Origin of the sequence: Gilliamella sp. Lep-s35 (assembly GCF_009795845.1) — a bacterium.
Classification (GTDB): Bacteria; Pseudomonadota; Gammaproteobacteria; order Enterobacterales; family Orbaceae; genus Gilliamella.
On the sequence record NZ_WTEX01000026.1, the window covers coordinates 1 to 25900 of the forward strand.

Below are 25900 nucleotides of genomic sequence, written 5' to 3' on the forward strand. Positions count from 1 at the left end.
TTAAAGTTGTTTTACCATGGTCAACGTGGCCGATTGTACCAACGTTAACGTGGGGTTTTGTACGTTCAAATTTTTCTTTAGACATCTTAATGTTCCTTTATTAAATCGCTTCCCTTATGTTGTTAAGGGAAGCGTTACTTTATTTAGATAAAAATTATTTCGCTTTACGAGCTTCAATAATTGCGGTTGCAATATTTGTTGGTGCTTCATTGTACTTCAAGAACTCCATAGAGTAAGAAGCACGACCTTGTGTTTGTGAACGAAGGTCTGTCGCATAACCAAACATTTCTGAAAGTGGAACTTGTGCTTTTACTGTTTTACCAGTTGCAGTATCTTCCATACCTTCGATCATACCACGACGACGGTTTAAGTCACCAATTACGTCACCCATATAATCTTCAGGAGTTTCAACTTCTACTTTCATAATCGGTTCTAAAAGCACTGGTTTAGCTTTCATGAAGCCGTCTTTAAATGCCATTGAACCGGCAATTTTAAATGCCATTTCTGATGAGTCAACATCATGGTAAGAACCATCAAAGATAGTAACTTCAACATCAACAATTGGGTAACCAGCAAGAACACCGTTTTTCATTTGTTCTTGACAGCCTTTGTCAACCGCAGGGATGTATTCTTTAGGAACCACACCACCAACGATTTCGTTGTTGAATTTGTAGCCTTCGCCGCCCGCTTCCAATGGTTTGATTTTTAACCATACATGACCATATTGACCACGACCACCAGACTGACGAACAAATTTACCTTCTTGTTCTACTTCATTGCGAATTGTTTCGCGGTAAGCAACTTGTGGTTTACCAACATTTGCTTCCACTTTAAATTCACGTTTCATACGGTCAACGATGATTTCTAAGTGAAGCTCACCCATACCAGAAATAATGGTTTGGCCAGATTCTTCATCAGTGTGAACACGGAATGAAGGGTCTTCTTGTGCTAGTCGACCTAAAGCAAGGCCCATTTTTTCTTGGTCAGCTTTAGTTTTTGGTTCAACAGCAACCGAAATTACCGGCTCTGGGAATTCCATTCTTTCAAGAATAATTGGTGCGCTTTCAGCACAAAGTGTATCACCAGTTGTAACATCTTTAAGACCGATTGCAGCAGCGATGTCACCAGCGCGAACTTCTTTGATTTCTTCACGTTTGTTAGCATGCATCTGAACGATACGACCAAAACGTTCTTTTTTATCTTTAACAGAGTTAAGAACTGTATCACCAGAATTAACCACACCTGAATAAACACGGAAGAAGGTTAAGTTACCCACAAATGGGTCAGTTGCGATTTTGAACGCTAATGATGAGAATGGTTCGTCATCACTTGAGTGACGTTCAGCCGCTTCACCATTTGGTAATTCACCTTTGATTGCAGGTACATCAGTTGGTGCAGGTAAGTACTCAACAACTGCATCAAGCATGAATTGAACACCTTTATTTTTAAAGGCACTACCACAAGTTACTAAGATGATTTCGTTAGCAAGTACGCGTTCACGCAATGCTGCTTTAACTTCTTCTTCAGTTAACTCTTCACCACCAAGGTATTTTTCCATTAATTCTTCACTTGCTTCAGCGGCAGCTTCGATTAGGTATGAACGCCATTCTTCAACTTGTTCAACCATATCAGCTGGTACATCTTCATAAGTGAAAGTTACGCCTTGATCAGCGTCGTTCCAGTTAATTGCTTTACGTTTAAGTAAATCAACAACACCAGTAAATGCTTCTTCAGCACCGATTGGTAAAACTAAAGGCACAGGAACTGCTGCTAAACGTGTTTTGATTTGATCAACAACGCGTAAGAAGTTAGCACCCATACGGTCCATTTTGTTGACAAATGCAATACGTGGAACTTTATATTTGTTTGCTTGACGCCATACTGTTTCTGATTGTGGTTGAACACCACCAACAGCACAGTAAACCATCACAGCACCATCTAAAACACGCATAGAACGTTCTACTTCGATTGTGAAGTCAACGTGTCCTGGGGTGTCGATGATGTTGATACGGTGTGGTTCAAATTGTTGACCCATACCAGACCAGAATGCTGTTGTTGCAGCAGATGTGATAGTAATACCACGTTCTTGTTCTTGTTCCATCCAGTCCATGGTTGCTGCGCCATCATGAACTTCACCAATTTTGTGACTAACACCAGTATAAAACAAAATACGTTCAGTCGTTGTTGTTTTACCTGCGTCAATGTGTGCACTGATACCGATGTTACGGTAGCGTGCTATAGGGGTTGTACGAGCCATATTAATCCTCTAGTTAGAATCGTTTGCTTAACAATATATCATTTAGGTTGACTGAAAGCAGATAAGGGCTTTCAGTCTTAATTCAAGTCACTTATATAAGCGCGAATATTACCAACGATAGTGTGCAAACGCTCTATTAGCTTCAGCCATACGATGAACATCTTCGCGTTTTTTCACAGCGGTACCTTTGTTCTCAAAAGCATCCATAAGTTCATTCGCTAGGCGTAAAGCCATTGATTTATCGCCACGTTTACGAGCTGCATCTACAATCCAACGCATTGCAAGTGCATTACGACGAACTGGACGCACTTCAACAGGAACTTGGTATGTAGAACCACCAACGCGACGAGACTTAACTTCTACAGTTGGTCTTACGTTATCTAGTGCAACTTCGAAAGCTGCTAAGTGGTCTTTTCCACTACGCTCAGCTAATTTATCAAGAGCTGAATATACGATTGATTCTGCGATAGATTTTTTACCATCTATCATTAAAATATTTACAAATTTCGCCAGTAACTCTGAACCGAACTTCGGATCAGGAAGAATTTTTCTTTGACCGACAACATGACGACGTGGCATTGGAATACTCCGTTTATATGTTATAAATTTTCAGGTTTACCCAAAACTCAAATGAGTTAAATGGAATGATATAGTTTGGCCTTACTTAACGGAGTTCCATTAAGCTTTAGGTCGTTTTACACCGTATTTAGAACGGCTTTGTTTGCGGTCTTTAACACCAGCACAGTCTAATGCACCGCGAACAGTGTGGTAACGCACACCTGGTAAGTCTTTAACACGACCACCACGGATTAAAATTACGCTATGCTCTTGTAGGTTATGACCTTCACCACCAATGTAAGAAGTTACTTCAAAACCGTTAGTTAAGCGTACACGACATACTTTACGTAATGCTGAGTTTGGTTTTTTCGGTGTAGTTGTGTAAACACGAGTACAAACACCGCGTTTTTGCGGGCATGCTTCAAGCGCAGGAACATTGCTTTTTGCTTCCTTTAGTGCTCTTGGTTTGCGTACCAGCTGATTAATTGTTGCCATTAATAAGCTCCTGATTAATTAAAATAAATTTAAAATTGCTTTTTAGATACGTAATTAATAACTGTAGACCAAAACCTATTTTATATAAGTTTTGGGTCGCAAGATTCTAGACCCCAAGGAAGACAATGTCAAGTTTTTACGAACATTAAGCGCTTGATTTTGAGTTTAATTATTACTAAATAATGATTCTATTTTAATGGGGAATGTTGGCAGGTGTTTTTAGCCGTAAGATATGAGCAATCGGTATTTTTATTGGCTGTTTTAACCTATTTTGTCTTTCCCCCACCTAATTGTTGGTGAGGGAATTGCTTATTAATGATGATCAATAAAGATAAATTTTAAAGCAAAAAGTAGTGCAAAAACAATCACACAAAGATTTAAATCTTTAAATTTACCCGTAAAGGTTTTTAGTACGACATAAGAGATAAAACCTAGTGCAACCCCTTCAGTAATTGCAAAGGCAAATGGCATCATAATTGCTGTAATAAAAGCTGGTGTTGCCTCTGTTAAGTCAGACCAGTTAACTTTAACTAAGCTTGAAACCATTAAGATCCCAACAAAGATAAGTGCGCCTGATGTTGCATAGGTAGGTACTAAATGTGCCAGTGGCGAGAAAAAGGCTACCAATAAGAATAATAGTCCAACTACTACTGCGGTTAACCCTGTTCGACCACCCACAGAGATACCTGCGGAACTTTCAATATAGGTTAACACTGATGATGTACCAAATAATCCACCTAAAGATGAGCTAAAACTATCAATTAACAGCGCTTGACGCATTTTGGGGAATCGACCTTTTTCATCACTAATACCTGCTTTATCTGTTAGTGCTAAAATAGTGCCTGATGAGTCGAATAAGCTGACAATCATTATTGAAAAAATAACGCCCATGATACCGATATTCAGCGAGCCAGCTAAATCTACATGACCAACAACGCTAGTTACACTTGGTGGCATAGATATAATACCTTGGTAACTGATATTTGGATCGAGCCATAGTGCTAATAAAGTTACAACTAAAATTGAAATTAATACTGCTGCATGAAAGTTACGAGCCGCTAAAATAACAATGATGAAAAAACCTAGTGATCCTAATAGGACTTTAAGCGATAAGATATTCCCCATAGTTAATAGTGTGGAAGGAGAAGCGACTACAATGCCCATATTTTGAAATCCCATAAAAGCAATAAATAGTCCAATACCTGCACTAATACCTACACGCAAACATTGTGGAATATGTTCAATTAACCAGTGACGAACTTTAAATAGTGATAACGCAAAAAAGATTAAAGAACCCCAAAATATCGCTCCCATACCAATTTGCCAAGAATAGCCCATTGCCCCACATATGCCATAGGCAAAAAAGACGTTAAGCCCCATGGCAGGTGCTAATGCAATTGGTAAATTGGCAAATAACCCCATTAAAATGGTAGCAAAGGCTGTTACGATACAAGTTAGAACAAAAACAGCAGAAGTATCCATACCTGTTGCTGATAAGATGGAAGGATTCACGAAGATGATATAAACCATTGTTAAAAAGGTAGTACAACCAGCGATAATTTCAGTACCGATAGTTGTTTTTTTCTCTTTCAATTGAAAGGTTTTTTCGAATATTGACTTCATAAGTTTAGGCCTAATTTAAATTGATAAGTAAGAGTAAAAGTTTATAAACAGTTTTACCTATTTTTTTACTAAAGGGGAAAAATAAAAAAGATGAGGAGTATTTACTCCGCACCTTCAAATAAACAAAAATTTTTCAGCGTCAATTATTGCTAGTTATTTATTTTGGTCAAGCGTTATTCTAGTTATTTCTCTTTGCTGTATTATAATGCTACAGAATCAGGTTTATTTAACGTGATTTTTACTTTAAGAATTCTATGACTTTCTATTTCAGCTACTTCAAATAAATAATCGCCAATTTGCAAGGTTTCACCAACATTGAGTAAATGTTGAGCTTTTTCCATTAATAGCCCCGCTAGGGTATGATATTCACGTTTATCATCGATCGGTATTGGTACAAAACGGATTAGCTCTTCAACTGGAATATAACCATTAGCAATCCAGCTATTATCATCTAGACATTGAATATCATGTTTAGCATCAATTTCCTCTTCTTCTGTTGGAAAATCACCAGCAATGGTTTCGATAATATCTGTTACCGAGACAACCCCTTGCATTGAACCAAATTCATCAACCACAAAAGCAAAATGAGTTTTGGCCTTTTTAAATTGTTCTAATGCAACCAGTAACGATACGGTTTCTGGAAAGATTAAAGGTTGTTTGATTAGTGAGTGTATATCGATCGGTGCTTTGCTTTGTAGTACATCTTTTAAAAGGTCATTAACTTGGATAATGCCTAAAGGCTCATCAATTGAGTCATTATCAGTGACAACTAAACGAGAATGAGGATTATCAAAAATTTCTTTTATTATAACATCACGATCGTCATTAATATTGACCATATCAACATCAAGTCGAGATGTCATAATGCTACTAACAGAGCGTTGTGCAAGACCAAGGACTCGTTCAACCATACTTAGTTCCTGATGATTAAACACGGATACTTTTTTATTAGCATCAGAGGTTACATCCACGGTGTTAATATCAGGGTCTTCTTCGGCATCACCTTTTAGTAGATGTAAGATTGCTTCGGCAGTGCGTTCTCGTAATGGTTTTTTATTTAATACTTTTCGACGGTTAAAAATAGCTAATTGATTGAAAAACTCAATCATAATAGAAAAACCAATCGCCGCATATAGATAGCCTTTTGGAATCATAAAATCAAAGCCTTCAGCAACCAGACTAAAGCCAATCATCAATAAAAAGCTTAAACAAAGGATAACAATGGTTGGGTGAGCATTGACAAAATTAGCAAGCGGTTTACTTGCAACCATCATAATAGCAATGGCAATACACACGGCAATAATCATGACTGGAATATGTTCAACCATTCCAACCGCTGTAATGACTGAGTCTAGCGAAAAGACCGCATCAAGTACCACTATTTGCGCAACAACCGTCCAAAAGTGTGAGGTTTTTTTCGGTTTACCATCTTCGTGTGACGAACCTTCAAGACGTTCATTGAGCTCCATCGTTGCTTTAAATAGTAAAAATACTCCACCGATTAACATAATCAGTTGGCGCGCATTAAAGCTAATTCCAGATATCGAAAATAATGGTGTAGTGAGCGTAACTAACCAACCAGTGAACATTAATAACAATATTCGTGTAATTAATGCAAAGGCAAGACCAGTAACTCGGGCTTTATCTCGTTGATGGGGTGGAAGTTTCTCGGCAAGGATGGCAATAAAAACAATGTTATCAATACCAAGGACGATTTCAAGTACAACCAGAGTGGATAAGCCAATCCAGATTGTAGGATCCATGATCCATTCCATATGTCAGGTGATTACCTCTAATAAATACAGCACATGCTGCACTGTAATTCTGTCTGTAATTTACTAAATAATCAATAAAATATTTATAAAAATTGTGTATTTTGTTAAAAACTTTCAGGAAAGGTATATGTTTTAGTATAAAATTAACTTCGCCAAAAAGTAGGCGTAAATAAAACCAGTAAGGTAAATATTTCTAATCGCCCAAATAACATGTCAACCACCATTACCCATTTTACTATATCACTGACACTAGCAAAATTATCACTTACATTACCAAGCCCCACACCTAAGTTATTAAGTGATGAAGCAACAATGTAAAAGGAATCAGTAGCATCAATACCTGTTGCCATAATAATAAATAGGCTAACTAAAAAGACTAATGTATAGGCTGAAAAAAATCCCCAAACCGCTTCGATAATACGTTCAGGAACAACACGATTATTTAACTTTAAGGTATAAATTGCGTTAGGGTGAATAAGGCGTTTTAATTCACGCGAGCCTTGCATAAACAAAATTAACACACGAACTACTTTTAATCCGCCACCTGTTGAGCCTGCACAACCACCAATAAATGAAGCACATAATAAGAATATAGGTAATGATGATGGCCATGTGTTGATATCATCAACAGTAAATCCAACCGTTGCCGTTATTGATACCACTTGCAGTACTATTTTATCTATACTTAATTTTCGTTCTGGTTGATAAACATAAATACCAAATGCACAAATTGCAATTAAAATAGCTAGAATAAAAACAAAATTCCTAAATTCTTGATCTCGCCAGTAAACCTTAATTGAAAATCCACTTAATGCGGCAAAATGTAGCGCAAAGTTACAACCTGATAAGATTAAAAAGAGCGTGACAATATAATTAATGGTAGCACTATTAAAATAAGCAAGGTTATCATCGTGAGTTGAAAATCCACCCATTGAAATGGTTGAAAAGCTATGCGAAATGGCATCAAAAATATTCATACCTGCAAACCATAAACAGATCGCACAAAGTGTAGTAAGCAAAATATAAATTGACCAAAGTGTTTTTGCTGTTTCGGCAATACGAGGGCGCATTTTGCTATCTTTTTGTGGGCCAGGAATTTCAGCACGATAAAGTTGCATGCCCCCAACGCCCAATAAAGGTAAGATGGCAACAGCAAGTACGATAATCCCCATACCACCAAGCCATTGCAATAATTGACGATAAAAAAGTAGCGCTTTAGGTAGATGATCTAACTTAACAATAGTGGTAGCGCCAGTGGTGGTTAAACTTGAAAACGATTCAAAAAATGCGTTAGTTAAATTTAGATTGATATGTGTATCAAAGATAAAAGGAAAAGCGCCGATTGTACCTAACACAACCCAAAATAGCACAACGATAAGAAAACCTTCACGACTATTTAGTTCATGGCGATGATGGCGATTAGGCAACCATAATAAACATCCTAAAATCAATGCCGCAAAAAATGAGCGCACAAAGATTGCACCGGCGCCATCACGATAGATTAATGCCACTAGTGCTGGTAATAGCATGAATATCGACAGCAGGGCAATTAATAATCCAATGATTCGAATAATGGAGCGCCAATGCATCATAATAATAGTCTCTACTTAAATCCACGCGATGCTTTGATAAGATCATAAGCAGCTTGAATTTCTTGTGCCCGTTTTTTGGCAGCTTCAAGCATCTCTTTAGGTAAACCTTTAGATACTAATTTGTCGGGATGATGTTCGTTCATCAATTTTCGATAAGCTCTTTTGATTTCTGATATTTCGGCAGTCGACTCAACACCTAAAATTTTGTAAGCATTTTGTAGATCGGATTGTGCTGAGCGACCTTGGTAACCACCATAGCGATTATTATGTTGATATTGACCTTGCTGATCTTGTTGGCTTCTGTAGTTATTTTGACGAAAATGGTAACTTCCCATCATCATTTGGATATAGATTGCCATTTGTTGACGTGGAATATGAAATTCGTCAGCAACAATGAAAAGAATTTGTTGTTCTTTTTCATCTAAAACACCATCAATTAATGCGGCTTGGATCAGTTGCTCACAAAAAATATTTAAAACATTACGTCGGTAACGATATTGTGAGTATAGTTCAGCTAAACGTGATCGCAAAGGGTAATCACTAGCTTTACCACGATTAAATGATTCTTGTGCTAGTTTGCGACTGTTACTATCAAGTTGTAGTTTATCCATAAATTGACTGGCAAGATTAATATCATCTTGTGTTACCACGCCTTTGGCTTTGCTTAAATGACCAAGCACTTCAAATACAACCGTTAAATAAAGGGTCGGATTTGCTTGTGTTCTTTGTTCTGTCAGAGTGTTGCAAAGTTTGCGGTAAAGCATTGGTCCAATAAAAAGCCCAAGGAAAAATCCCCATCCTGTTTTTAATACAATGCTTAAAACAACCCCCGTAATGATTGCCCAAATAAAAGACATATTATTCGTTTACCTCAATTTGATCTATCTTTTGCAAACCTCGTGGTAATGCGGTACCTTTTCGTGCTCGTTCTGCTTTAAATTTTTGTAAATCAGCAGGATGCAACGTAAGTTTGCGTTTACCAACATATAATGTTACTGATGTTTCTGGCGTAATGAACATCATATAAGAAAGGCTATCGTCTGCGCCAGATAGCGACACAATTTTATTTCCTTTCCCTTTAGCAAGTTCAGGTAAATCTTTTACAGGGAAAATAAGCATTCGTCCTGCTTTAGTAATTGATAATAATAAGCTATCTTCAGAAGGAATCTCTATTGGTGCAAGAATGTTGGAATCTTTAGGTAAATTGATAATAGCCTTACCGTTGCGATTGCGAGCGACTAAATCGCTGAACTGACAAATAAAACCATAGCCTGCAGTTGACGCTAGTAAAAATTTTTGATTATCGCTTTGCGACATCAAAACATGCTCAACTGTTGCACCAGCAGGTAGGGCTAGTTTGCCTGTTAATGGTTCACCTTGGCTTCGTGCTGAAGGTAATGTGTTGGGATCTATGGCATAGCTACGACCCGTTGAATCGATAAAGATAACGGGTTGATTACTTTTTCCTTTTGCTGCCGCTTTAAAACTATCACCTGCTTTATAACTTAAGCCAACCGGATCAATATCATGACCTTTAGCTGTTCTGACCCAGCCCATTTCAGATAAAATCACAGTAACAGGTTCTGATGGGGTTAATTCTTGTTCACTGATTGCTTTAGCTTCGCTACGTTCAACAATTGGCGAACGGCGCTTATCACCATATTTTTCAGCATCTTCTTTTAACTCTTTTTTAATTAAATTACTCAGCTTTTTAGGCGAAGCTAACAAAGTTTGCAAGTGATCACGTTCTTTAGTAAGCTCATTTTGTTCACTTTTAATGCGGACTTCTTCAAGTTTGGCTAAATGGCGGAGTTTTAATTCTAAAATCGCTTCGGCTTGAATATCGGTTAATGCAAAACGGCTCATTAATTCTTGCTTTGGTTCGTCTTCGTTGCGAATAATTTCGATAACTCCATCGATGTTTAAAAACGCAATCAATAAACCATCAAGGATATGCAATCGTTTTAATATTTTATCTAAGCGATAATTTAAACGTCGAGTAACGGTGTTTTTTCGATACTCTAGCCATTCAGTAAGAATTTCAACTAAGCCTTTTACTGATGGGCGATTATCAAGCCCAATCATATTCATATTAACCCGATAACTTTTTTCGAGATCGGTTGTGGCAAATAGATGATTCATCACTTGCTCTAAATCTACTCGATTTGAACGCGGCACAATGACTAAGCGTGTAGGATTTTCGTGATCAGACTCATCACGCAAATCTTCAATTAATGGGAGCTTTTTAGCTCGCATTTGCGAAGCAATTTGCTCTAAAATTTTGGCGCCTGAAACTTGATGTGGTAAATCGGTAATAACAATATCACCGTCTTCTTTTTTCCACACTGCACGCATACGAATTGACCCACGTCCTGTTTTGTAGATCTTTTCGATATCGTCACGTGGCGTGATAATTTCGGCTTCAGTAGGGAAGTCAGGCCCTTGTATGTGAGCCATCACTTCGCTGAGTGTCGCATTCGGATTATCAGCCAGCATCATCGCGGCATTCGCTACTTCGCGAATGTTATGAGGTGGAATATCGGTTGCCATACCAACCGCAATTCCTGTTGTGCCATTTAATAAAATATTTGGCAATCTGGCTGGTAACATTTTCGGTTCTTGTAAGGTACCATCAAAGTTAGGCGTATAATCAACCGTTCCTTGACCTAATTCACCTAATAACAGCTCAGCATATTTTGATAAGCGTGATTCAGTATAACGCATTGCTGCAAATGATTTAGGATCATCCGGTGCCCCCCAGTTACCTTGCCCATCAACTAAAGGGTAACGGTAAGAAAACGGCTGAGCCATTAGCACCATAGCTTCGTAACAGGCGCTATCACCATGAGGATGATATTTACCAAGTACATCACCCACGGTACGGGCTGATTTTTTGAATTTAGCTTGCGCATTAAGCCCTAATTCAGACATAGCATAAACAATGCGTCGTTGCACTGGTTTTAAGCCATCTCCAATAAATGGCAAGGCACGATCCATAATGACATACATTGAGTAGTTTAAATAGGCGCTTTCGGTAAAAGTTCGTAACGACTGGATTTCTACTCCGTCATGAGTTATCTCACTCATTATTGTTCCTCTAAATCATTCTGTTTGTTAGACATCAAGTTCAACTTGATCGCCTTTTTCTTGTAACCATTCGCGGCGATCTTCTGAGCGTTTTTTAGCAAGTAGCATATCCATTAATGCCATCGTTTGTTCGGCATCATCAAGTGACAGTTGCACTAAACGGCGTGTATTGGGATCCATTGTTGTTTCTCGCAGTTGTAGCGGATTCATTTCACCAAGGCCTTTAAAACGTTGTACGTTTGGTTTGCCTTTTTTGCGTTTTAGTTGTTCTAAAATGCCTTCTTTTTCTTCTTCATCTAGAGCGTAATGGACTTCTTTTCCTAAATCGATACGGTAAAGAGGGGGCATTGCAACAAACACATGTCCATGTTCAACCATCGCACGAAAGTGTCGAACAAATAACGCACAAAGCAATGTAGCAATATGTAGCCCATCAGAATCGGCATCGGCTAAAATACAGATCTTACCATAGCGTAATTGGCTTAAATCATCACTATCTGGGTCGATACCAATAGCGACTGAAATATCATGAATCTCTTGTGAACCCAGCACCTCGTCAGATGAGACTTCCCAAGTATTTAAAATCTTACCTTTAAGTGGCATAATCGCTTGAAACTCACGATCTCGAGCCTGTTTAGCTGAACCGCCTGCCGAGTCCCCTTCCACTAAAAATAGTTCAGTACGACTTAAATCTTGCGATGAGCAATCAGCCAGTTTCCCGGGTAGTGCAGGACCACTAGTCAGCTTTTTGCGAATAACCTTTTTAGAGGCTTTTAAACGTTTTTGCGCGCTTGAAATCACCATTTCAGCTAGTAGTTCAGCTAATTGAACATGTTGATTTAACCAAAGGCTAAAAGCGTCTTTAACAATTGCCGACACAAAGGCCGCGCATTGGCGTGATGATAAGCGCTCTTTGGTTTGACCCGCAAATTGTGGTTCTTGCATTTTAACTGAAATAACATAAGCACAGCGTTCCCAAATATCATCAGCAGTTAATTTCAAGCCTCGTGGTAATAAATTACGAAACTCACAAAATTCACGCATAGCGTCTAACAACCCTTGACGTAACCCATTAACGTGCGTACCACCTTGAACGGTTGGGATTAAGTTAACGTAACTTTCAGTTAATAGTTCACCCCCTTCTGGCATCCAAAGCAGTGCCCATTCAACCGCTTCTGTTTCGCCAGTGTGGCTACCTGTAAATGGCGTTTCAGGTAAAAGTGTATAACCACTTACCGACTCCATCAAATAGTCTTTTAATCCATCTTGATAACACCAGCGTTGTTCGGTATTGTTAATTTTATCTTTAAAAGTGATTTCAAGGCCAGGGCAAAGAACCGCTTTGGCTTTAAGTAGATGCGACAAGCGTGGCACAGAAAATCGAGGTGAATCAAAATATTTTTCGTCTGGCCAAAAATGCACTTTAGTGCCGGTATTACGACGCCCACATGTACCAGTGATGTGTAAGTCTTCAACTTTATTACCATTTTCAAAGGCTATCTCATACACTTGCCCATCACGATGAACAGTGACTTCAACACGTTTTGATAATGCATTAACAACCGAAATACCTACACCGTGTAAACCGCCTGAAAACTGATAATTCTTGTTCGAAAACTTACCCCCTGCATGCAAACGACAAAGCAATAACTCAATTGCAGGCACCCCTTCTTCAGGGTGAATATCAACAGGCATACCACGCCCGTCATCAATTACCTCAAGTGAGTTATCTTCATAAAGTGTTACTTTGATTTGACGAGCATGGCCAGCAATGGCTTCATCGACACTGTTATCAATGACTTCTTGACCTAAATGGTTTGGACGAGCGGTATCAGTGTACATACCAGGGCGGTGACGAACAGGATCAAGGCCTTTTAATACTTCAATATCAACGGCATTATAAGTAGATTGTGACATAGTTTTTCTATTTATTCTAATAAATGACAGCTATTATACCAACCTTTGAACCATAAGACCAAGGTCAATGGTGAAAGTGCTAAGGTTAGAATTATAAATTTAACTTATCATATTGGTTAGAAAAGAGTATTTATTGTTTAGCTTTTTAGCGCAATTTTTATTTCATTTCATTACATTATTGTATTTTGATAATAGTTAATGATAGTTTTTGATCTTTTCATTTTTTTATCGTATTTTTAGTATTATGACAAATAAATCCCATACAAAAAATAGGGGAATTAAGTGAGCAAGTCAAAAGATACCCATGCTATAAGTCGGCGTGATTTTTTACAAAAATCATTAACCATTGGTGGTGTAGCCGCTTTAACTAGCAATATGCAATTACCATTTGCCTATGCAGAGCCAAATACCGATGTTAACAATAAAATAGCTCCCAATCCGACAGACAAAGAGCAAATTTTTTATAGCGCATGTTTAGTTAATTGTGGCAGCCGATGTCCTTTAAAAGTCCATGTCAAAAACGATATTATCACCAAAATATCATCAGAAGACGGCATTAATGAACCAACTTTTGGTCAGCACCAAATTCGCCCTTGTTTGCGTGGGCGCTCAGTGCGATGGCGCACTTACGATCCTGAGCGCTTAAAATATCCAATGTTACGGATTGGTAAGCGTGGTGAAGGTAAATTTAAACGGATTTCGTGGGATGAGGCTATTAATTTATTAGCAGATAAACTCAAATATACCATTAATAATTATGGTAATGAGGCAATTTATTATCAATATGGAACAGGTACAACAGGTGCAAATATTTCAGGACGCAGTGCCTGTAAGCGATTTTTAAGTACTATTGGTGGTTATCTTAATTATCATGGTGACTATTCAAGTGGACAGATAACAGCTATTCGGCCTTATATTTATGGTAATGCTAAAGAGTCATTGATTGATCAAATAAAGCACTCTGATTTAGTCGTGATGTTTGGGCAGAACATTGCCGAAACTCGCATGTCTGGCGGTGGGCAAGTTACGGAGTTATTTAATGCATTATCGCAAAGCAAAGCACGAGTTATTATTATTGATCCTAGGCGTAATGAAAGCGTTGTCGGTTATAATGCGGAGTGGATTCCCATTATTCCCGGAACAGATGCTGCTTTAGTTGCTGCAATTATCTATGCTTTACTTGAAGAAAATCGTATTGATGATGCAATGCTTAACCAATATTGTGTTGGTTGGAGTGCTGATTGCTTACCTGACAGCGCACCACCTTTTAGCGATTATAAGTCCTATATTTTAGGATTAGGTAATGACCGAACGCCCAAAACCCCTGAATGGGCAGCGAAAAAAACAGGCATTTCAGCTATGCAAATTCGCAAACTTGCGATGGATATAGTGAATGCTAAAGCTGCTTGGATTTCTCAAGGTTGGGGAGCGCAGCGTTGGCAAAATGGTGAACATACCACAAGGGCGATTATGATATTGCCAATTATCACTGGTCAATTTGGTAAACCAGGCACTAATATTGGTACATGGGGAGGCAGTGTTACTTATCCTGTTCCAAGCTTAAGCATCCCTAATCCAATAAAAACTAGCATTCCCTTCTTTTTGTGGACTAAAGCAATTGAAGATCCACTTAGTATGACTGCCAAAAACGCCTATTTACTCAATAAAAATAAACTTGATGTTGGAATAAAATTCCTCTGGAGTTATGCTAGCAATGTAATTGGTAATCAGCATGCTGACCTAAATCGAACACACCAAATTTTGCAAGACGAGTCTAAATGTGAGTTTATTCTTGTTTGGGATACGCATATGACCGCCTCGGCAAAATATGCAGACTTAGTCTTGCCCGATGTTTCATCGGTTGAAAGTAACGATTTGATTAATAACTCTTATGCATCGGGTGCTTATCACTACCTTATCCGTATGCAACGCGCAATAACACCACTTTGGGAAAACCGCCCAGCTTATGAAGTATTAACTGAGCTGTCCAAAATTATGGGCGTAAAGGACAAATTTACCGAAGGGCGAACGCAAGAAGATTGGATAGCCTACTGTTATGAAAAACTACGCAAAAGTGAAACCCATTTACCACCTTTTGCCAATACTGATGGTATGGGCGTTATTGATCGCAAGCTAGCTGATAGCGATACCCAGATTGCACTAAAAGCCTTTCGAGACGATCCTATTAAAAACCCATTAAATACACCATCAGGAAAAATAGAAATCTATTCAGAAGCATTAGCTACCATCGCCAATGAATGGGAACTCGATCCTGAGGATTTTCTTCACCCTATTCCCGCCTATTTACCTGCCATTGAAGGGAGTGAAGATAAATCAAAACGCGAAAAATACCCATTGCAACTTATAGGTTTTCATACCAAAGGGCATTGCCATTCTACTTACAGCAACTTACCACAACTACGTGAAGCAGTAGCCAATAGCCTTTGGATTAATCCATTTGATGCCAAACAAAGGCAAATTAAACATGGTCAATTAGTTGAGGTTTACAACGATCGCGGTCGGCTTTATATTTCTGCCAAAGTTACGCCACGGATATTACCGGGTGTGGTAGCAATACCTCAAGGTATGTGGGCCAAAACTAATGCATCAGGGGTTGATATTGGCGGATGTATTAACCGCTTAACTTCGTTGCGTCCAAGTGTGTTGGCTAAATCAAACTCACAACATACTAATTTGGTTGATGTTAAACCATTATCGGCTGAATCATCGACATTGCCAGTAACAGGGGGGCAATAAAAATGCAATATGGATTTTATATCGATTCTTCAAAATGTACAGGATGTAAAACCTGCCAACTTAGTTGCAAAGACGAAAAAGACAACGCATTAGGCGTTCATTTTCGCCGAGTTTATGAATATGGCGGAGGTACATGGCAACAAATTGATGGTATTTGGCAAAATGATACCTTTACTTATTATTTATCGATTTCCTGTAACCATTGTGAACAGCCTACTTGTGTACAAGGTTGCCCAACGGGTGCAATGCATAAACGCAAACAAGATGGGTTAGTTGTAGTTAATCAAGATGTCTGTATTGGTTGCCGATATTGCGAAATGCGTTGCCCATATGGTGCGCCACAGTTTGACCATCAAAAAAAGGTTATGTCAAAATGCGACGGCTGTTATGAACGTGTCGAACAAGGGCTAAAACCCGTTTGTGTCGAATCCTGCCCACAAAGAGCATTAGATTTTGACGAAATTGAAAAACTGCGTCAGCGACATGGCAATGAACGAAATATTGCTCCGTTACCAAACGAAAACCTAACCAAACCAAACATTGTTATCAAACCTCATCCACAAGCGAAAGTCTCGGGTGATACATTAGGACAAATACTCAACCCTGAGGAGGTTTAACATGCATGAATTACCATTAGTTTTTTTTACTGTATTTGGGCAGTTATCCGCTGGCATGGTATGGTTAGGAGGGTTATTTTATTTAGTTAATCGTGACCCAAATCGAAGTATTATTATCCAAAAAATCAATATAACCGCTCTAGTTTTTATGGCTATAGGTATGGCGCTAGCCTCGTTTCACTTAGGTAAACCCTTGCGTGCGTTAAATGTGATATTTGGTATTGGGCGATCACCAATGAGTAATGAAATTTTCACTTTTGGTGTATTATTCGGTGTCACCTTTGCATGGGTGCTAATAAATTATTATGCACAACATCCAAATACCAATAAATTAAAAATAATCAAAAAGATTTGTTTACAGCTCAAGCAAATTCCACATTTAGACCAAATATTGGCGACACTTTTAATTATCATTAGCCTATTTTTTGTTTGGACGATCGTATTAACCTATATGCTACCGACCGTAAAAACATGGAACACCTATTACACCGCTATACAAATGTACACCGCCATGCTAGCTTTAGGGGGCGTTGCTATTGCGCTATTAGGACTACCGCGGCTTGGTTATATAGCTTGTGTGATAGGAAGCTTATTTATTATTTTATTGAAAGTGCCTTATGCCAACTTAATGACCACAATCGCACCAGAGCTCACTCATCAACAACATAGTTGGATGATAACCGAATGCATACTATTAATCATGGCATTGATATTAATGACTATCAACATTTGGCAAAAACGGCATGCAACGATCATTTATAGCTTTGCTTTTATTGGTATCTTCATTGGCGAAATCAGTGGGCGCATTGCATTTTATAACTTATGGACAATTCCGATGTAATGCATCATCAATATGATATACTTATAGTCAGGTAGCGATTTAATGAAAAATAACCAAGTAACGCATCTAGATAAACTTACATCCACCATTTTAGCCAAAGTATTAGGTGTTTTTTTTTATTATCCACCTGATCACCAAACAGTTAAACCACTCATTGATACCTTATGCCAAATTGAGCATATCGCTAACTGGCAAAACACTGTGCTTATTGGTGAACAGTGCCAAATAATTGCCGATCAAATCAACAACCCTGAACTTAATTACCAATTTTCATTATTATTTGAAGGGCAGGGTAGCATGTCTGCGCCACCATGGGGATCGGTCTATTTAGATCAGGAGCAACTATTAATGGGCGAATCGCAAGAGCGCTATCGTCAATTTTTACAGCAACACGGATTAATTCTCAATACTGGCATCAACGAACCTGAAGACCAATTTGGATTAATGCTAATGGCTTATGCCATATTGCAAGAAAAGGACAAACCCAAAATAGCAAAACAATTAATTGATGAACATTTATTGATTTGGTCTTCAGCCTACTTAGAAAAATTAAGGCAAAATGAGATAAGCCCATTTTATCGAGCATTAGCTGTGATTGCACAGCAGTATCTGCGCATAATCTGACTTTTTCATTACAGTCTTTTAGCTAACAAACCGTTACCTAACAAACTTTGTTGATGATAGTGCGCATTGCAGGTTTTAAGTAACAAGGTATAATCCACTTATTATTTTAAATAGCAAATATCATTTTATGTTAGCGTATATACAACTAATGCGGTTAGACAAACCGATCGGCACCTTACTACTACTTTGGCCAACGCTTTGGGCAATATGGCTAACAGGTCAACCGTACACCTATATCACGCTTATTTTTATTTTAGGGGTAATCATCATGCGGGCAGCAGGATGCGTTGTTAACGACTATGCCGATCGTCATTTTGATGCTCACGTCGAACGCACAAAAAACCGTCCACTAGCTCGGGGTGCATTGACCGAAAAAAGCGCATTATGGACCTTATTTATCCTATTATTTATTGCTCTTTGCCTATTGCTTACTTTAAATAAGCTATCTTGGCTTATTGCATGCATAGCCTTACTAACAGCAATGATTTACCCGTTTATGAAGCGCTACACTCACTTACCGCAAGTCACTTTAGGCATTGCCTTTAGTTGGGGGATTCCTATGGCATATGCAGCCATTATAGAGCAATTCCCTTTCACTTGTTGGTTACTTTGCTTGGCTAATATCTGTTGGATAATTGCTTATGACACGGAATATGCGATGGTGGATCGCAATGACGATATCAAAATAGGCATAAAATCCACCGCCATTTTATTTGGGCGGTACGATAAGTTAATTATTGGGGTATTACAGGTATTAACGATGATTGGGTTATTTATGGTTGGCATCATCAACCAATTATCATTGGTTTTTTATATTGCTTTATTGCTTGTTGCCATGTTATTTATTTACCAACAATGGTTAATCAAAAATCGAGAACGAAAACGTTGTTTTCAAGCTTTTTTAAATAATAATTATGTTGGAATTGTTGTCTTTTTGGGAGTGATTTTTAGTTTAAAAATCGCTTAAAAAGTGATTGAAAAACTTCAATAAAATCAACACCTTTCCTGACTGATTTTTTTGGGGGGGGGGTTACTGTTTTTTATAAAAAAGTAACTTATAAAAGCCACTTAAGGTTATGTTGTTGTCTTGTTACGGCGTCGGGTAGCTGTAGGCCACATTCTGTAGCCAAAGCGTGGGTTGTCAGGGAATTCGCTTTAATTCCCTGACTCGGACGTGGGCACGATAGCTATTTTTATCACCAAAGGTCAAAACGTCCGAAACCTCTGCACCTAATCCATTCTATCCACCAACAAAAAAGCATCATTTTGATGAAAAAATCAGTCAGAAAAGGTGTTGATTTTATTGAAGTTTTTTAAAACAAAAAACTATACCTTATCCCCTTTCAGCAAGCGTCGCCTGCACAATCCGCAACGCATCAAACGTTTCTTTTACATCATGCACACGAATAATCTGCGCCTCTTTCATTGCCGCTATCACCGCACAAGAGACACTGCCTAACATTCGCTCTTGCGGTGGGACATTTAGCACTTGCCCTATCATGGATTTTCGTGACATGCCGACTAATAAAGGCAAGTTGAAATGGTGGAATTGTTCAAGTGTTGCTAATAGTCGGTAATTGTGCGCTAGTGTTTTACCAAATCCAAAACCGGGGTCAAGGATGATTTTTTGGCGGTCAATGCCGGCGTTTATGCAGCGTTCGATCTGTTTTGCAAAAAAGTCATCAACTTCCTGATAAATATCTTGCTCGTAGTGTGGTGCATTTTGCATGGTTTGTGGGTCGCCTTGCATGTGCATGAGGCAAACAGGTAAGCCTGTTTGGGCTGCGGCTTCAAGTGCACCGGGTTCTGTTAAGGCTCGAACATCGTTAATTAGGTGAGCCCCTGCTTTAGCTGATTCAGTCATCACTTGTGGCTTTGAGGTGTCAACCGAAATCCAAACATCAAAATAACGAGCAATTTTTTCAACTAATGGCACAACACGGTTTAGCTCTTCATCAATCGATACCTCGGCTGCACCGGGGCGTGTTGATTCGCCCCCTACATCAATAAAGGTTGCGCCAGCTTGAATCATGCTGTCAACACGACGCATGGCGTCATCAAGGTTGTTATAATTTCCACCATCAGAAAACGAATCAGGCGTCATATTAACAATGCCCATGACTTGCGGAAAAGAAAGATCTATTGTCTGATTTTGAAAATGTATTTCCATGATTAACAGCCTTATTAAGGTTATATTATGTGATTGTGTTTATTTATAAGGTATTTTATCGATAAAAAACGCGCCGTAGCGCGTTGAGTTTGGTTTATTAGCTTCCTGATTGTGGTGGCGTGTCATTCCCTTCATTTGGGATCTGCTTTGCTGCCTTTTCGTCGCTGTCGGTCCAGTCATCTGGTGCGGTAAGTGGGCGACGAGCAATTAAGTCTGCTACTTGTTTTGAATCAATGGTTTCGTATTTCATAAGCGCATCTTTTATTGCATGTAATACGTCAATATTTTCCGTTAGGATTTTGCGAGCTCGTTGATAATTACGGTCAATAATGGCTTTGACTTCTTCGTCAATGATGCGAGCTGTTTCGTCAGAGATGTCTTTTGGGCGTCCATACTGGTTGTCGTCTGTTTCGTAAAACAGCGGTCCTAAACGATCCGAAAAGCCCCACTGTGTAACCATGGCTCTTGCATATTGTGTAGCTACTTTAATGTCATTTGATGCACCTGTTGAAATCTTGTTTGCACCATAAATAAGTTCTTCAGCAAGTCGTCCACCATAAAGTGTGGCAATGTCGCCTTCGAGCTTTTCACGACTTTCACTAACACGATCGCCTTCTGGTAAAAAGAACGTCACACCAAGGGCGCGCCCACGTGGAATGATGGTAACTTTGTGGATCGGGTCATGATCTGGCATTAAGTGACCAATAATAGCGTGCCCAGCTTCGTGATAAGCCGTTGATATAAGCTGTTCTTGAGTCATGCTTAACGAACGTCGTTCGGTGCCCATGTTGATTTTATCTTTGGCTTCTTCAAATTCATCCATGGTGACAAGCCGTTTATTACGGCGAGCGGCAAATAAGGCAGCTTCGTTGACTAAGTTTGCTAGTTCTGCCCCTGAATAGCCCGGTGTACCTCGTGCTAGGACGGATAAGTTAACATCGGTTCCAAGTGGTACTTTACGAGCATGTACCGCAAGAATTTGTTCACGCCCTTTCATGTCAGGCAAGCCAATTTGCACTTGTCGATCAAAGCGTCCTGGTCGTAATAATGCAGGATCTAAGATATCAACGCGGTTTGTTGCTGCGATGATGATGATGCCACTGTTAGTTTCAAAGCCATCCATTTCAACAAGCATTTGGTTTAATGTTTGTTCACGTTCGTCGTGCCCACCCATTGAGCCTGCACCACGTTTGCGACCAACGGCATCAATTTCGTCAATAAAAATAATGCATGGTGAATGTTTTCGAGCTTGTTCAAATAAATCACGCACACGCGATGCGCCGACACCAACAAACATTTCAACAAAGTCAGATCCTGACATGCTGAAAAACGGAACATTAGCTTCGCCAGCAATGGCTTTTGCTAGTAGGGTTTTACCTGTTCCAGGAGGGCCTACCATCAAGATCCCTTTTGGAATTCGTCCACCAAGTTTTTGGTATTTACCAGGATCTCGTAAAAAATCGACCACTTCAGTTACTTCTTGTTTGGCTTCTTCACTGCCTGCAACATCGGTAAATTTAGTTTTAACTTGATCAGGGGTTAGCATTTTTGCTTTGCTTTTACCCACTGACATTGGTCCACCTTTGCCACCACCTTGCATTTGGCGCATTATAAATAGCCAAAAACCAATAAGTAAAATAATAGGAAACCAAGAGATAAGAATGCTAAGAATTAGGCTTGGTCTTTCGTCAGGACTACCATAAACAGGTACTTTATTACTCAATAGGTCATCCATAAGTTTGTCATCAATATAAGGGATATAGGTAACGTAATTGCCATTATCTTTTGTTGTGGCAACAATTTCGCGTCCCTTAATATGCACTTCTTGGAGTTTGCCATTCGTGATATCGGAATTAAATTGGGTATAATTGACTTGAGGATTGCTATTTGCGATTGAGCTAAATTGATTAAATCCAGCAATCAATACTACAGCGATAATTCCCCAGATCAGTAAATTCTTCACCATGTCGTTCAAAAGAAAAACCTCTCATAAAAATTAACAGTTACGACTAAATTTAACGAAGTATGGTACTACAAAATTATACAACTGGCTACTTCATACCCATTGCAACAATATAAACTTCTCGAGACCTTGCGCGCGATGCTTCTGGTTTGCGGATTTTGACAGTTTTGAACATGTCTCTTACCTGTTTTAGGTAAGCTTCAAATCCTTCACCTTGAAACACTTTCACAATAAAATTGCCGTTTGGGGCAAGTACGTCTCGACACATGTCTAACGCAAGTTCAACTAAATACATGGCTCTTGGTATGTCAACGGCAGGCTGTCCGCTCATGTTCGGTGCCATGTCTGACATAACAACTTGGACTTTTTCTTCACCCACTCGTTCAAGTAAAGCCTTTAAAACGGCTTCATCGCGAAAATCGCCTTGAAGAAAGTCAACTCCCACAATCGGATCCATTGGTAGTAAGTCACACGCAATAATGCGACCTTTGTTACCAATAAGCGATGCAACATATTGTGACCAACCACCAGGTGCTGCACCTAAATCAACAGCGGTTATTCCCGGTTTGAATAGTTTGTCACTTTTTTGAATTTCTTCTAATTTGAACCATGCTCTGGATCGTAGTCCTTTTTTTTGTGCTTGTTGCACAAAGCGATCTTTAAAATGCTCATTGAGCCAACGTGTCGAGCTTGCTGAGCGTTTTTTGTTACTCACAGCGAATAAATCCTTAATGTAAAGAGGTCACTTCATTGATTACAAATATATATAAGGGTAGAATAGCAAAATTGCAACTTAATGTGATAAAAATTTAATGAATTTATCGAATAAACAAAAACAGTATTTAAAAAGTGAAGCGCATCATTTAAAGCCTATTGTGATGATTGGGGCTAATGGATTTACCGAAGGCGTACTTGCCGAAATTGACCATGCGTTAAATTTTCATGAGTTAATCAAAATTAAGGTTTCTGCTGAAGACCGCGAAACTAAAAAGCTTATTTGCGATGCGATTATTCGTGAAACAAAAGCATTACCCGTACAATTGGTAGGTTCTAATTTTACGATTTTTAGACCAAGTGAAGATAAAAAAATCACTTTACCTAAATCTTAAATAAAAATAACAGGGCCATTTGCCCTGTTGCTTTATCTATTGTTGTTAAAGTTGTTTTTACTAGATATATTCAACTTTAATAATGTCAAATTCGACATCACCACCAGGTGTTTTGATTTGTGCTGTGTCGCCATCTTCTTTGCCGATTAACCCGCGGGCAATAGGTGAGTTGACCGAAATCAGGTTTTGTCTATAGTCTGCTTCGTCATCACCAACGATGCGATAAGTTGTTTCTTCGTCGGTTTCGACATTAACGACAGTTACAGTAGCGCCAAAAATAATACGTCCAGTGTTTTTTACTTTGGTTATATCTATAATTTGTGCTTGTGATAATTTGCCTTCAATTTCTTGAATTCGGCCTTCACAAAAACCTTGTTGCTCTCTGGCTGCGTGGTATTCAGCGTTTTCTTTTAAATCGCCGTGCGCTCTTGCTTCTGCAATGGCTGCTGTGATTTGTGGCCTTTTGACATTTTTTAGCTCTTCTAGTTCAGCACGTAATAGCTCAGCTCCCTTTACTGTCATTGGGATTTGTTTCATCTAGGTATCTCCCGTTTTTACTTATTTAGTAAATAAAAATAACTATCCCTTAGCTTAATTAAAATAAAAAGGGAAAGTGAATTGTCCTGTTGGTTATTTAACAACATTATTATAGTCAATCTTTATATATTAACTGTAAAGCTTGCTGAATAACAAATCATTTATGTTGAAAATGGGATGATATTTTGATTAAGATCGGTTATCGTAATGTAATTATTAGCTGTTTATTATAATAATTACATTTATTTATGCGACGATTACGATTTTATATAATCATTTTATTATCCATTATTTGGTTTTTTGTTTTATTGTCCTATTTTGTCATACAAACCTCGTTTGGAGCCAAGATAGTTAGTCAGCAATTATCCAAATATAGCTGTTATACAATTTCAATCGGTAGTGTCCATCACTCTTTTTCAAATTTCTATGAATTGGTTTTTGATAACGTTGTTGTAAAAAACGATAGACAAGAGATTGTTAATGTACCAACACTTGTTGTAGGGTTAGATAAAACTCATTTATGGCAATTAACCCATTTTAATTATGTTATTGTCATTAATGGTTCCATTAATCATGCCGATAATGATGGTCAATTTAACCATTATAACTTTTCAACAAATACCCTGAAATTAGTTAATTCAACCGTTAATATTTTAGTTAATAATGGGCAAGATCAACTTTCATTTACACAGTTAAATGGTGGCATTAAGCCATTTTCGTTATCAGCGGTTTCGTTATCGGGGGAAGATAAATACCAATTTGATTTTACTTCGCAAGCAGTATTGGTCAATCAAATTCCTATCAAATCAATGCTTATTCAAGGATTCCATCGTGATGGTGTTACGACAGTGACTAACTTAGGTGGCAATATTGATAATGGCTTTTTTGTTAGTAAATTAAAAATACTTGCTGATAATCATTTAAATATTGATCATCTACAGCTACATAATATTAATTTACAATCAACCGATAAGGATTTTTGGCATAGATATTCTCATATTGTGCCGAATTTGACGATCAAGCGATTATCGATATTTGAAAGTAGTATACAGTTACCTAGTCTTTTAATTGAAAAGGGTAATATAGCAGCAACTAATCTGAGTTATGATGATAAGTGGCATTTTGATCAAAGTACGTTTGTTTTTAATGCTGATCATGTTGTGTGGCATGATGAGGAGTTTGCGTCGGTATTAGTTCAATTATCATCTAATGACCAAGAAGTAGTAATCAAAAAAGCACTAGCAAAATGGAATAAAGGTAGTATGAATTTTGCAGGAAAATGGAAAGATAACTCCTTACATTTAGATCAATTAACATTATCAGATATTAATTATCAGCTTCCTGAAAAACTAGAACTGTCGGCATTACCGAGTATTTTTAAAAGTATCAAAGTAGATAAGCTTACTGCTTTACAAAGTTTGATAATTAGAAAATATAGTGATTTTCCTTTTGCATTATATAACTTTCAGGTTTCTGGTACGGATGTCGTTTTAGCGAAAGATCACAAATTAGGCTTTTTTGCAGGAACAACTTTTTTTAAATCAGAAAAAGGCTCATTTAATCGAATTGATGCTAGTTATCTTGATTTGATTTTAAAATTTGATGCTGAAAATCATGCATCGTTAATCTTTAGTACTTTAGTTAGTGGTGGTATGATTGAGTCAAATGCACACGTTGATTTATCGCAAAATGAATCATTATCTTTGCAATTTAATGCTTATGGTGTAACCAGTTCATTGCTAGAAAACTGGAAATTGGTGAAACAGCCACCAAAAGCCATGAATTATTCGGTGAATTTGCAAGGAAAATTATTGCCGTTTAGTTTTTCAGGTGTATTTTCTACCGATGGCAATAATTATATTATTAAGCATGAACATTGATTTTTACAAAAGCATTCTTATATAACTGGTTAAGATGTTTAAGGTATTATGTGTCTTTGAATGTAAAAGACTTGATAATAAGTGCTATGTGAGGATGT

The 25900-nt window shown here is 38.1% G+C and carries 21 protein-coding genes; 7 read left to right on the top strand and 14 right to left on the bottom strand.

The window, feature by feature from the left end; all coding sequences use genetic code 11:
- From GQ590_RS10170 to parE, 10 genes are all read right to left on the bottom strand, one after another.
- On the bottom strand, positions 1-85 hold an 85-nt coding region (locus GQ590_RS10170; RefSeq protein WP_010312103.1), incomplete at its 3' end, for a GTP-binding protein.
- Positions 86-154: 69 nt separating this feature from the next.
- Entirely contained in the window at positions 155-2257 is a 2103-nt protein-coding gene (fusA, locus tag GQ590_RS10175) for an elongation factor G (RefSeq protein WP_160408814.1), read from the bottom strand.
- A 108-nt stretch (positions 2258-2365) separates the two neighbouring features.
- Positions 2366-2836: a 30S ribosomal protein S7 gene (gene rpsG / locus GQ590_RS10180; RefSeq protein WP_034915550.1), complete on the bottom strand. Its 471-nt coding sequence runs from the start codon at positions 2834-2836 to the stop codon at positions 2366-2368.
- Between the two features lie 99 nt (positions 2837-2935).
- Positions 2936-3310 carry a 30S ribosomal protein S12 gene (gene rpsL, locus GQ590_RS10185; RefSeq protein WP_034883792.1) on the bottom strand — a complete coding sequence of 125 codons (375 nt, stop codon included), beginning with the start codon at positions 3308-3310 and terminating at the stop codon, positions 2936-2938.
- 312 nt (positions 3311-3622) lie between these two features.
- Positions 3623-4933 (bottom strand): NCS2 family permease, encoded by a 1311-nt coding sequence (locus tag GQ590_RS10190; RefSeq protein WP_160408816.1) that lies wholly within the window; start codon positions 4931-4933, stop codon positions 3623-3625.
- A gap of 200 nt (positions 4934-5133) precedes the next feature.
- The gene (locus GQ590_RS10195; protein WP_160408818.1) at positions 5134-6708 is read right to left on the bottom strand and encodes a TerC family protein; all 1575 of its coding nucleotides are present in this window, start codon (positions 6706-6708) and stop codon (positions 5134-5136) included.
- Between the two features lie 143 nt (positions 6709-6851).
- Positions 6852-8297 (bottom strand): TrkH family potassium uptake protein, encoded by a 1446-nt coding sequence (locus GQ590_RS10200; RefSeq protein ID WP_160408852.1) that lies wholly within the window; start codon positions 8295-8297, stop codon positions 6852-6854.
- A gap of 14 nt (positions 8298-8311) precedes the next feature.
- Entirely contained in the window at positions 8312-9157 is an 846-nt protein-coding gene (gene djlA / locus GQ590_RS10205; protein ID WP_160408820.1) for a co-chaperone DjlA, read from the bottom strand.
- Position 9158: 1 nt separating this feature from the next.
- Positions 9159-11387: a DNA topoisomerase IV subunit A gene (gene parC, locus GQ590_RS10210; protein ID WP_160408822.1), complete on the bottom strand. Its 2229-nt coding sequence runs from the start codon at positions 11385-11387 to the stop codon at positions 9159-9161.
- Between the two features lie 27 nt (positions 11388-11414).
- Complete coding sequence (gene parE, locus GQ590_RS10215) at positions 11415-13304, bottom strand: DNA topoisomerase IV subunit B (RefSeq protein ID WP_160408824.1); 1890 nt, start codon at positions 13302-13304, stop codon at positions 11415-11417.
- 282 nt (positions 13305-13586) lie between these two features.
- Here parE and GQ590_RS10220 point away from each other — a divergent pair, with 282 nt between their 5' ends.
- From GQ590_RS10220 to ubiA, 5 genes are all read left to right on the top strand, one after another.
- Complete coding sequence (locus GQ590_RS10220; RefSeq protein WP_160408826.1) at positions 13587-16061, top strand: DMSO/selenate family reductase complex A subunit; 2475 nt, start codon at positions 13587-13589, stop codon at positions 16059-16061.
- A gap of 2 nt (positions 16062-16063) precedes the next feature.
- Entirely contained in the window at positions 16064-16678 is a 615-nt protein-coding gene (locus tag GQ590_RS10225) for a DMSO/selenate family reductase complex B subunit (RefSeq protein WP_160408828.1), read from the top strand.
- 1 nt (position 16679) lies between these two features.
- On the top strand, positions 16680-17519 hold the full coding sequence (locus GQ590_RS10230) for a DmsC/YnfH family molybdoenzyme membrane anchor subunit (protein ID WP_160408831.1): 840 nt from the start codon (positions 16680-16682) through the stop codon (positions 17517-17519).
- A gap of 42 nt (positions 17520-17561) precedes the next feature.
- Positions 17562-18143, top strand: a complete 582-nt coding sequence (locus GQ590_RS10235) for a molecular chaperone (RefSeq protein WP_160408832.1) — start codon at positions 17562-17564, stop codon at positions 18141-18143.
- A gap of 127 nt (positions 18144-18270) precedes the next feature.
- Positions 18271-19110, top strand: a complete 840-nt coding sequence (ubiA, locus tag GQ590_RS10240; protein ID WP_160408834.1) for a 4-hydroxybenzoate octaprenyltransferase — start codon at positions 18271-18273, stop codon at positions 19108-19110.
- Between the two features lie 366 nt (positions 19111-19476).
- Here ubiA and folP read toward each other — a convergent pair whose 3' ends face one another.
- The 3 genes from folP to rlmE all read right to left on the bottom strand — a co-directional run bounded on the left by folP (position 19477) and on the right by rlmE (position 22991).
- Complete coding sequence (gene folP / locus GQ590_RS10245; protein WP_160408836.1) at positions 19477-20313, bottom strand: dihydropteroate synthase; 837 nt, start codon at positions 20311-20313, stop codon at positions 19477-19479.
- A gap of 97 nt (positions 20314-20410) precedes the next feature.
- On the bottom strand, positions 20411-22279 hold the full coding sequence (ftsH, locus tag GQ590_RS10250) for an ATP-dependent zinc metalloprotease FtsH (RefSeq protein WP_160408854.1): 1869 nt from the start codon (positions 22277-22279) through the stop codon (positions 20411-20413).
- An 85-nt stretch (positions 22280-22364) separates the two neighbouring features.
- On the bottom strand, positions 22365-22991 hold the full coding sequence (rlmE, locus tag GQ590_RS10255; RefSeq protein WP_160408838.1) for a 23S rRNA (uridine(2552)-2'-O)-methyltransferase RlmE: 627 nt from the start codon (positions 22989-22991) through the stop codon (positions 22365-22367).
- Positions 22992-23088: 97 nt separating this feature from the next.
- Here rlmE and yhbY point away from each other — a divergent pair, with 97 nt between their 5' ends.
- On the top strand, positions 23089-23385 hold the full coding sequence (yhbY, locus tag GQ590_RS10260; RefSeq protein ID WP_065635296.1) for a ribosome assembly RNA-binding protein YhbY: 297 nt from the start codon (positions 23089-23091) through the stop codon (positions 23383-23385).
- A gap of 60 nt (positions 23386-23445) precedes the next feature.
- Here the strand turns inward: yhbY and greA are convergent, their stop codons facing one another.
- The gene (gene greA, locus GQ590_RS10265; RefSeq protein ID WP_160408840.1) at positions 23446-23922 is read right to left on the bottom strand and encodes a transcription elongation factor GreA; all 477 of its coding nucleotides are present in this window, start codon (positions 23920-23922) and stop codon (positions 23446-23448) included.
- Between the two features lie 248 nt (positions 23923-24170).
- Between greA and GQ590_RS10270 the strand changes: the two genes are divergently transcribed.
- Positions 24171-25802 carry a hypothetical protein gene (locus GQ590_RS10270; RefSeq protein WP_160408842.1) on the top strand — a complete coding sequence of 544 codons (1632 nt, stop codon included), beginning with the start codon at positions 24171-24173 and terminating at the stop codon, positions 25800-25802.
- The last annotated feature ends 98 nt before the right edge of the window (positions 25803-25900 follow it).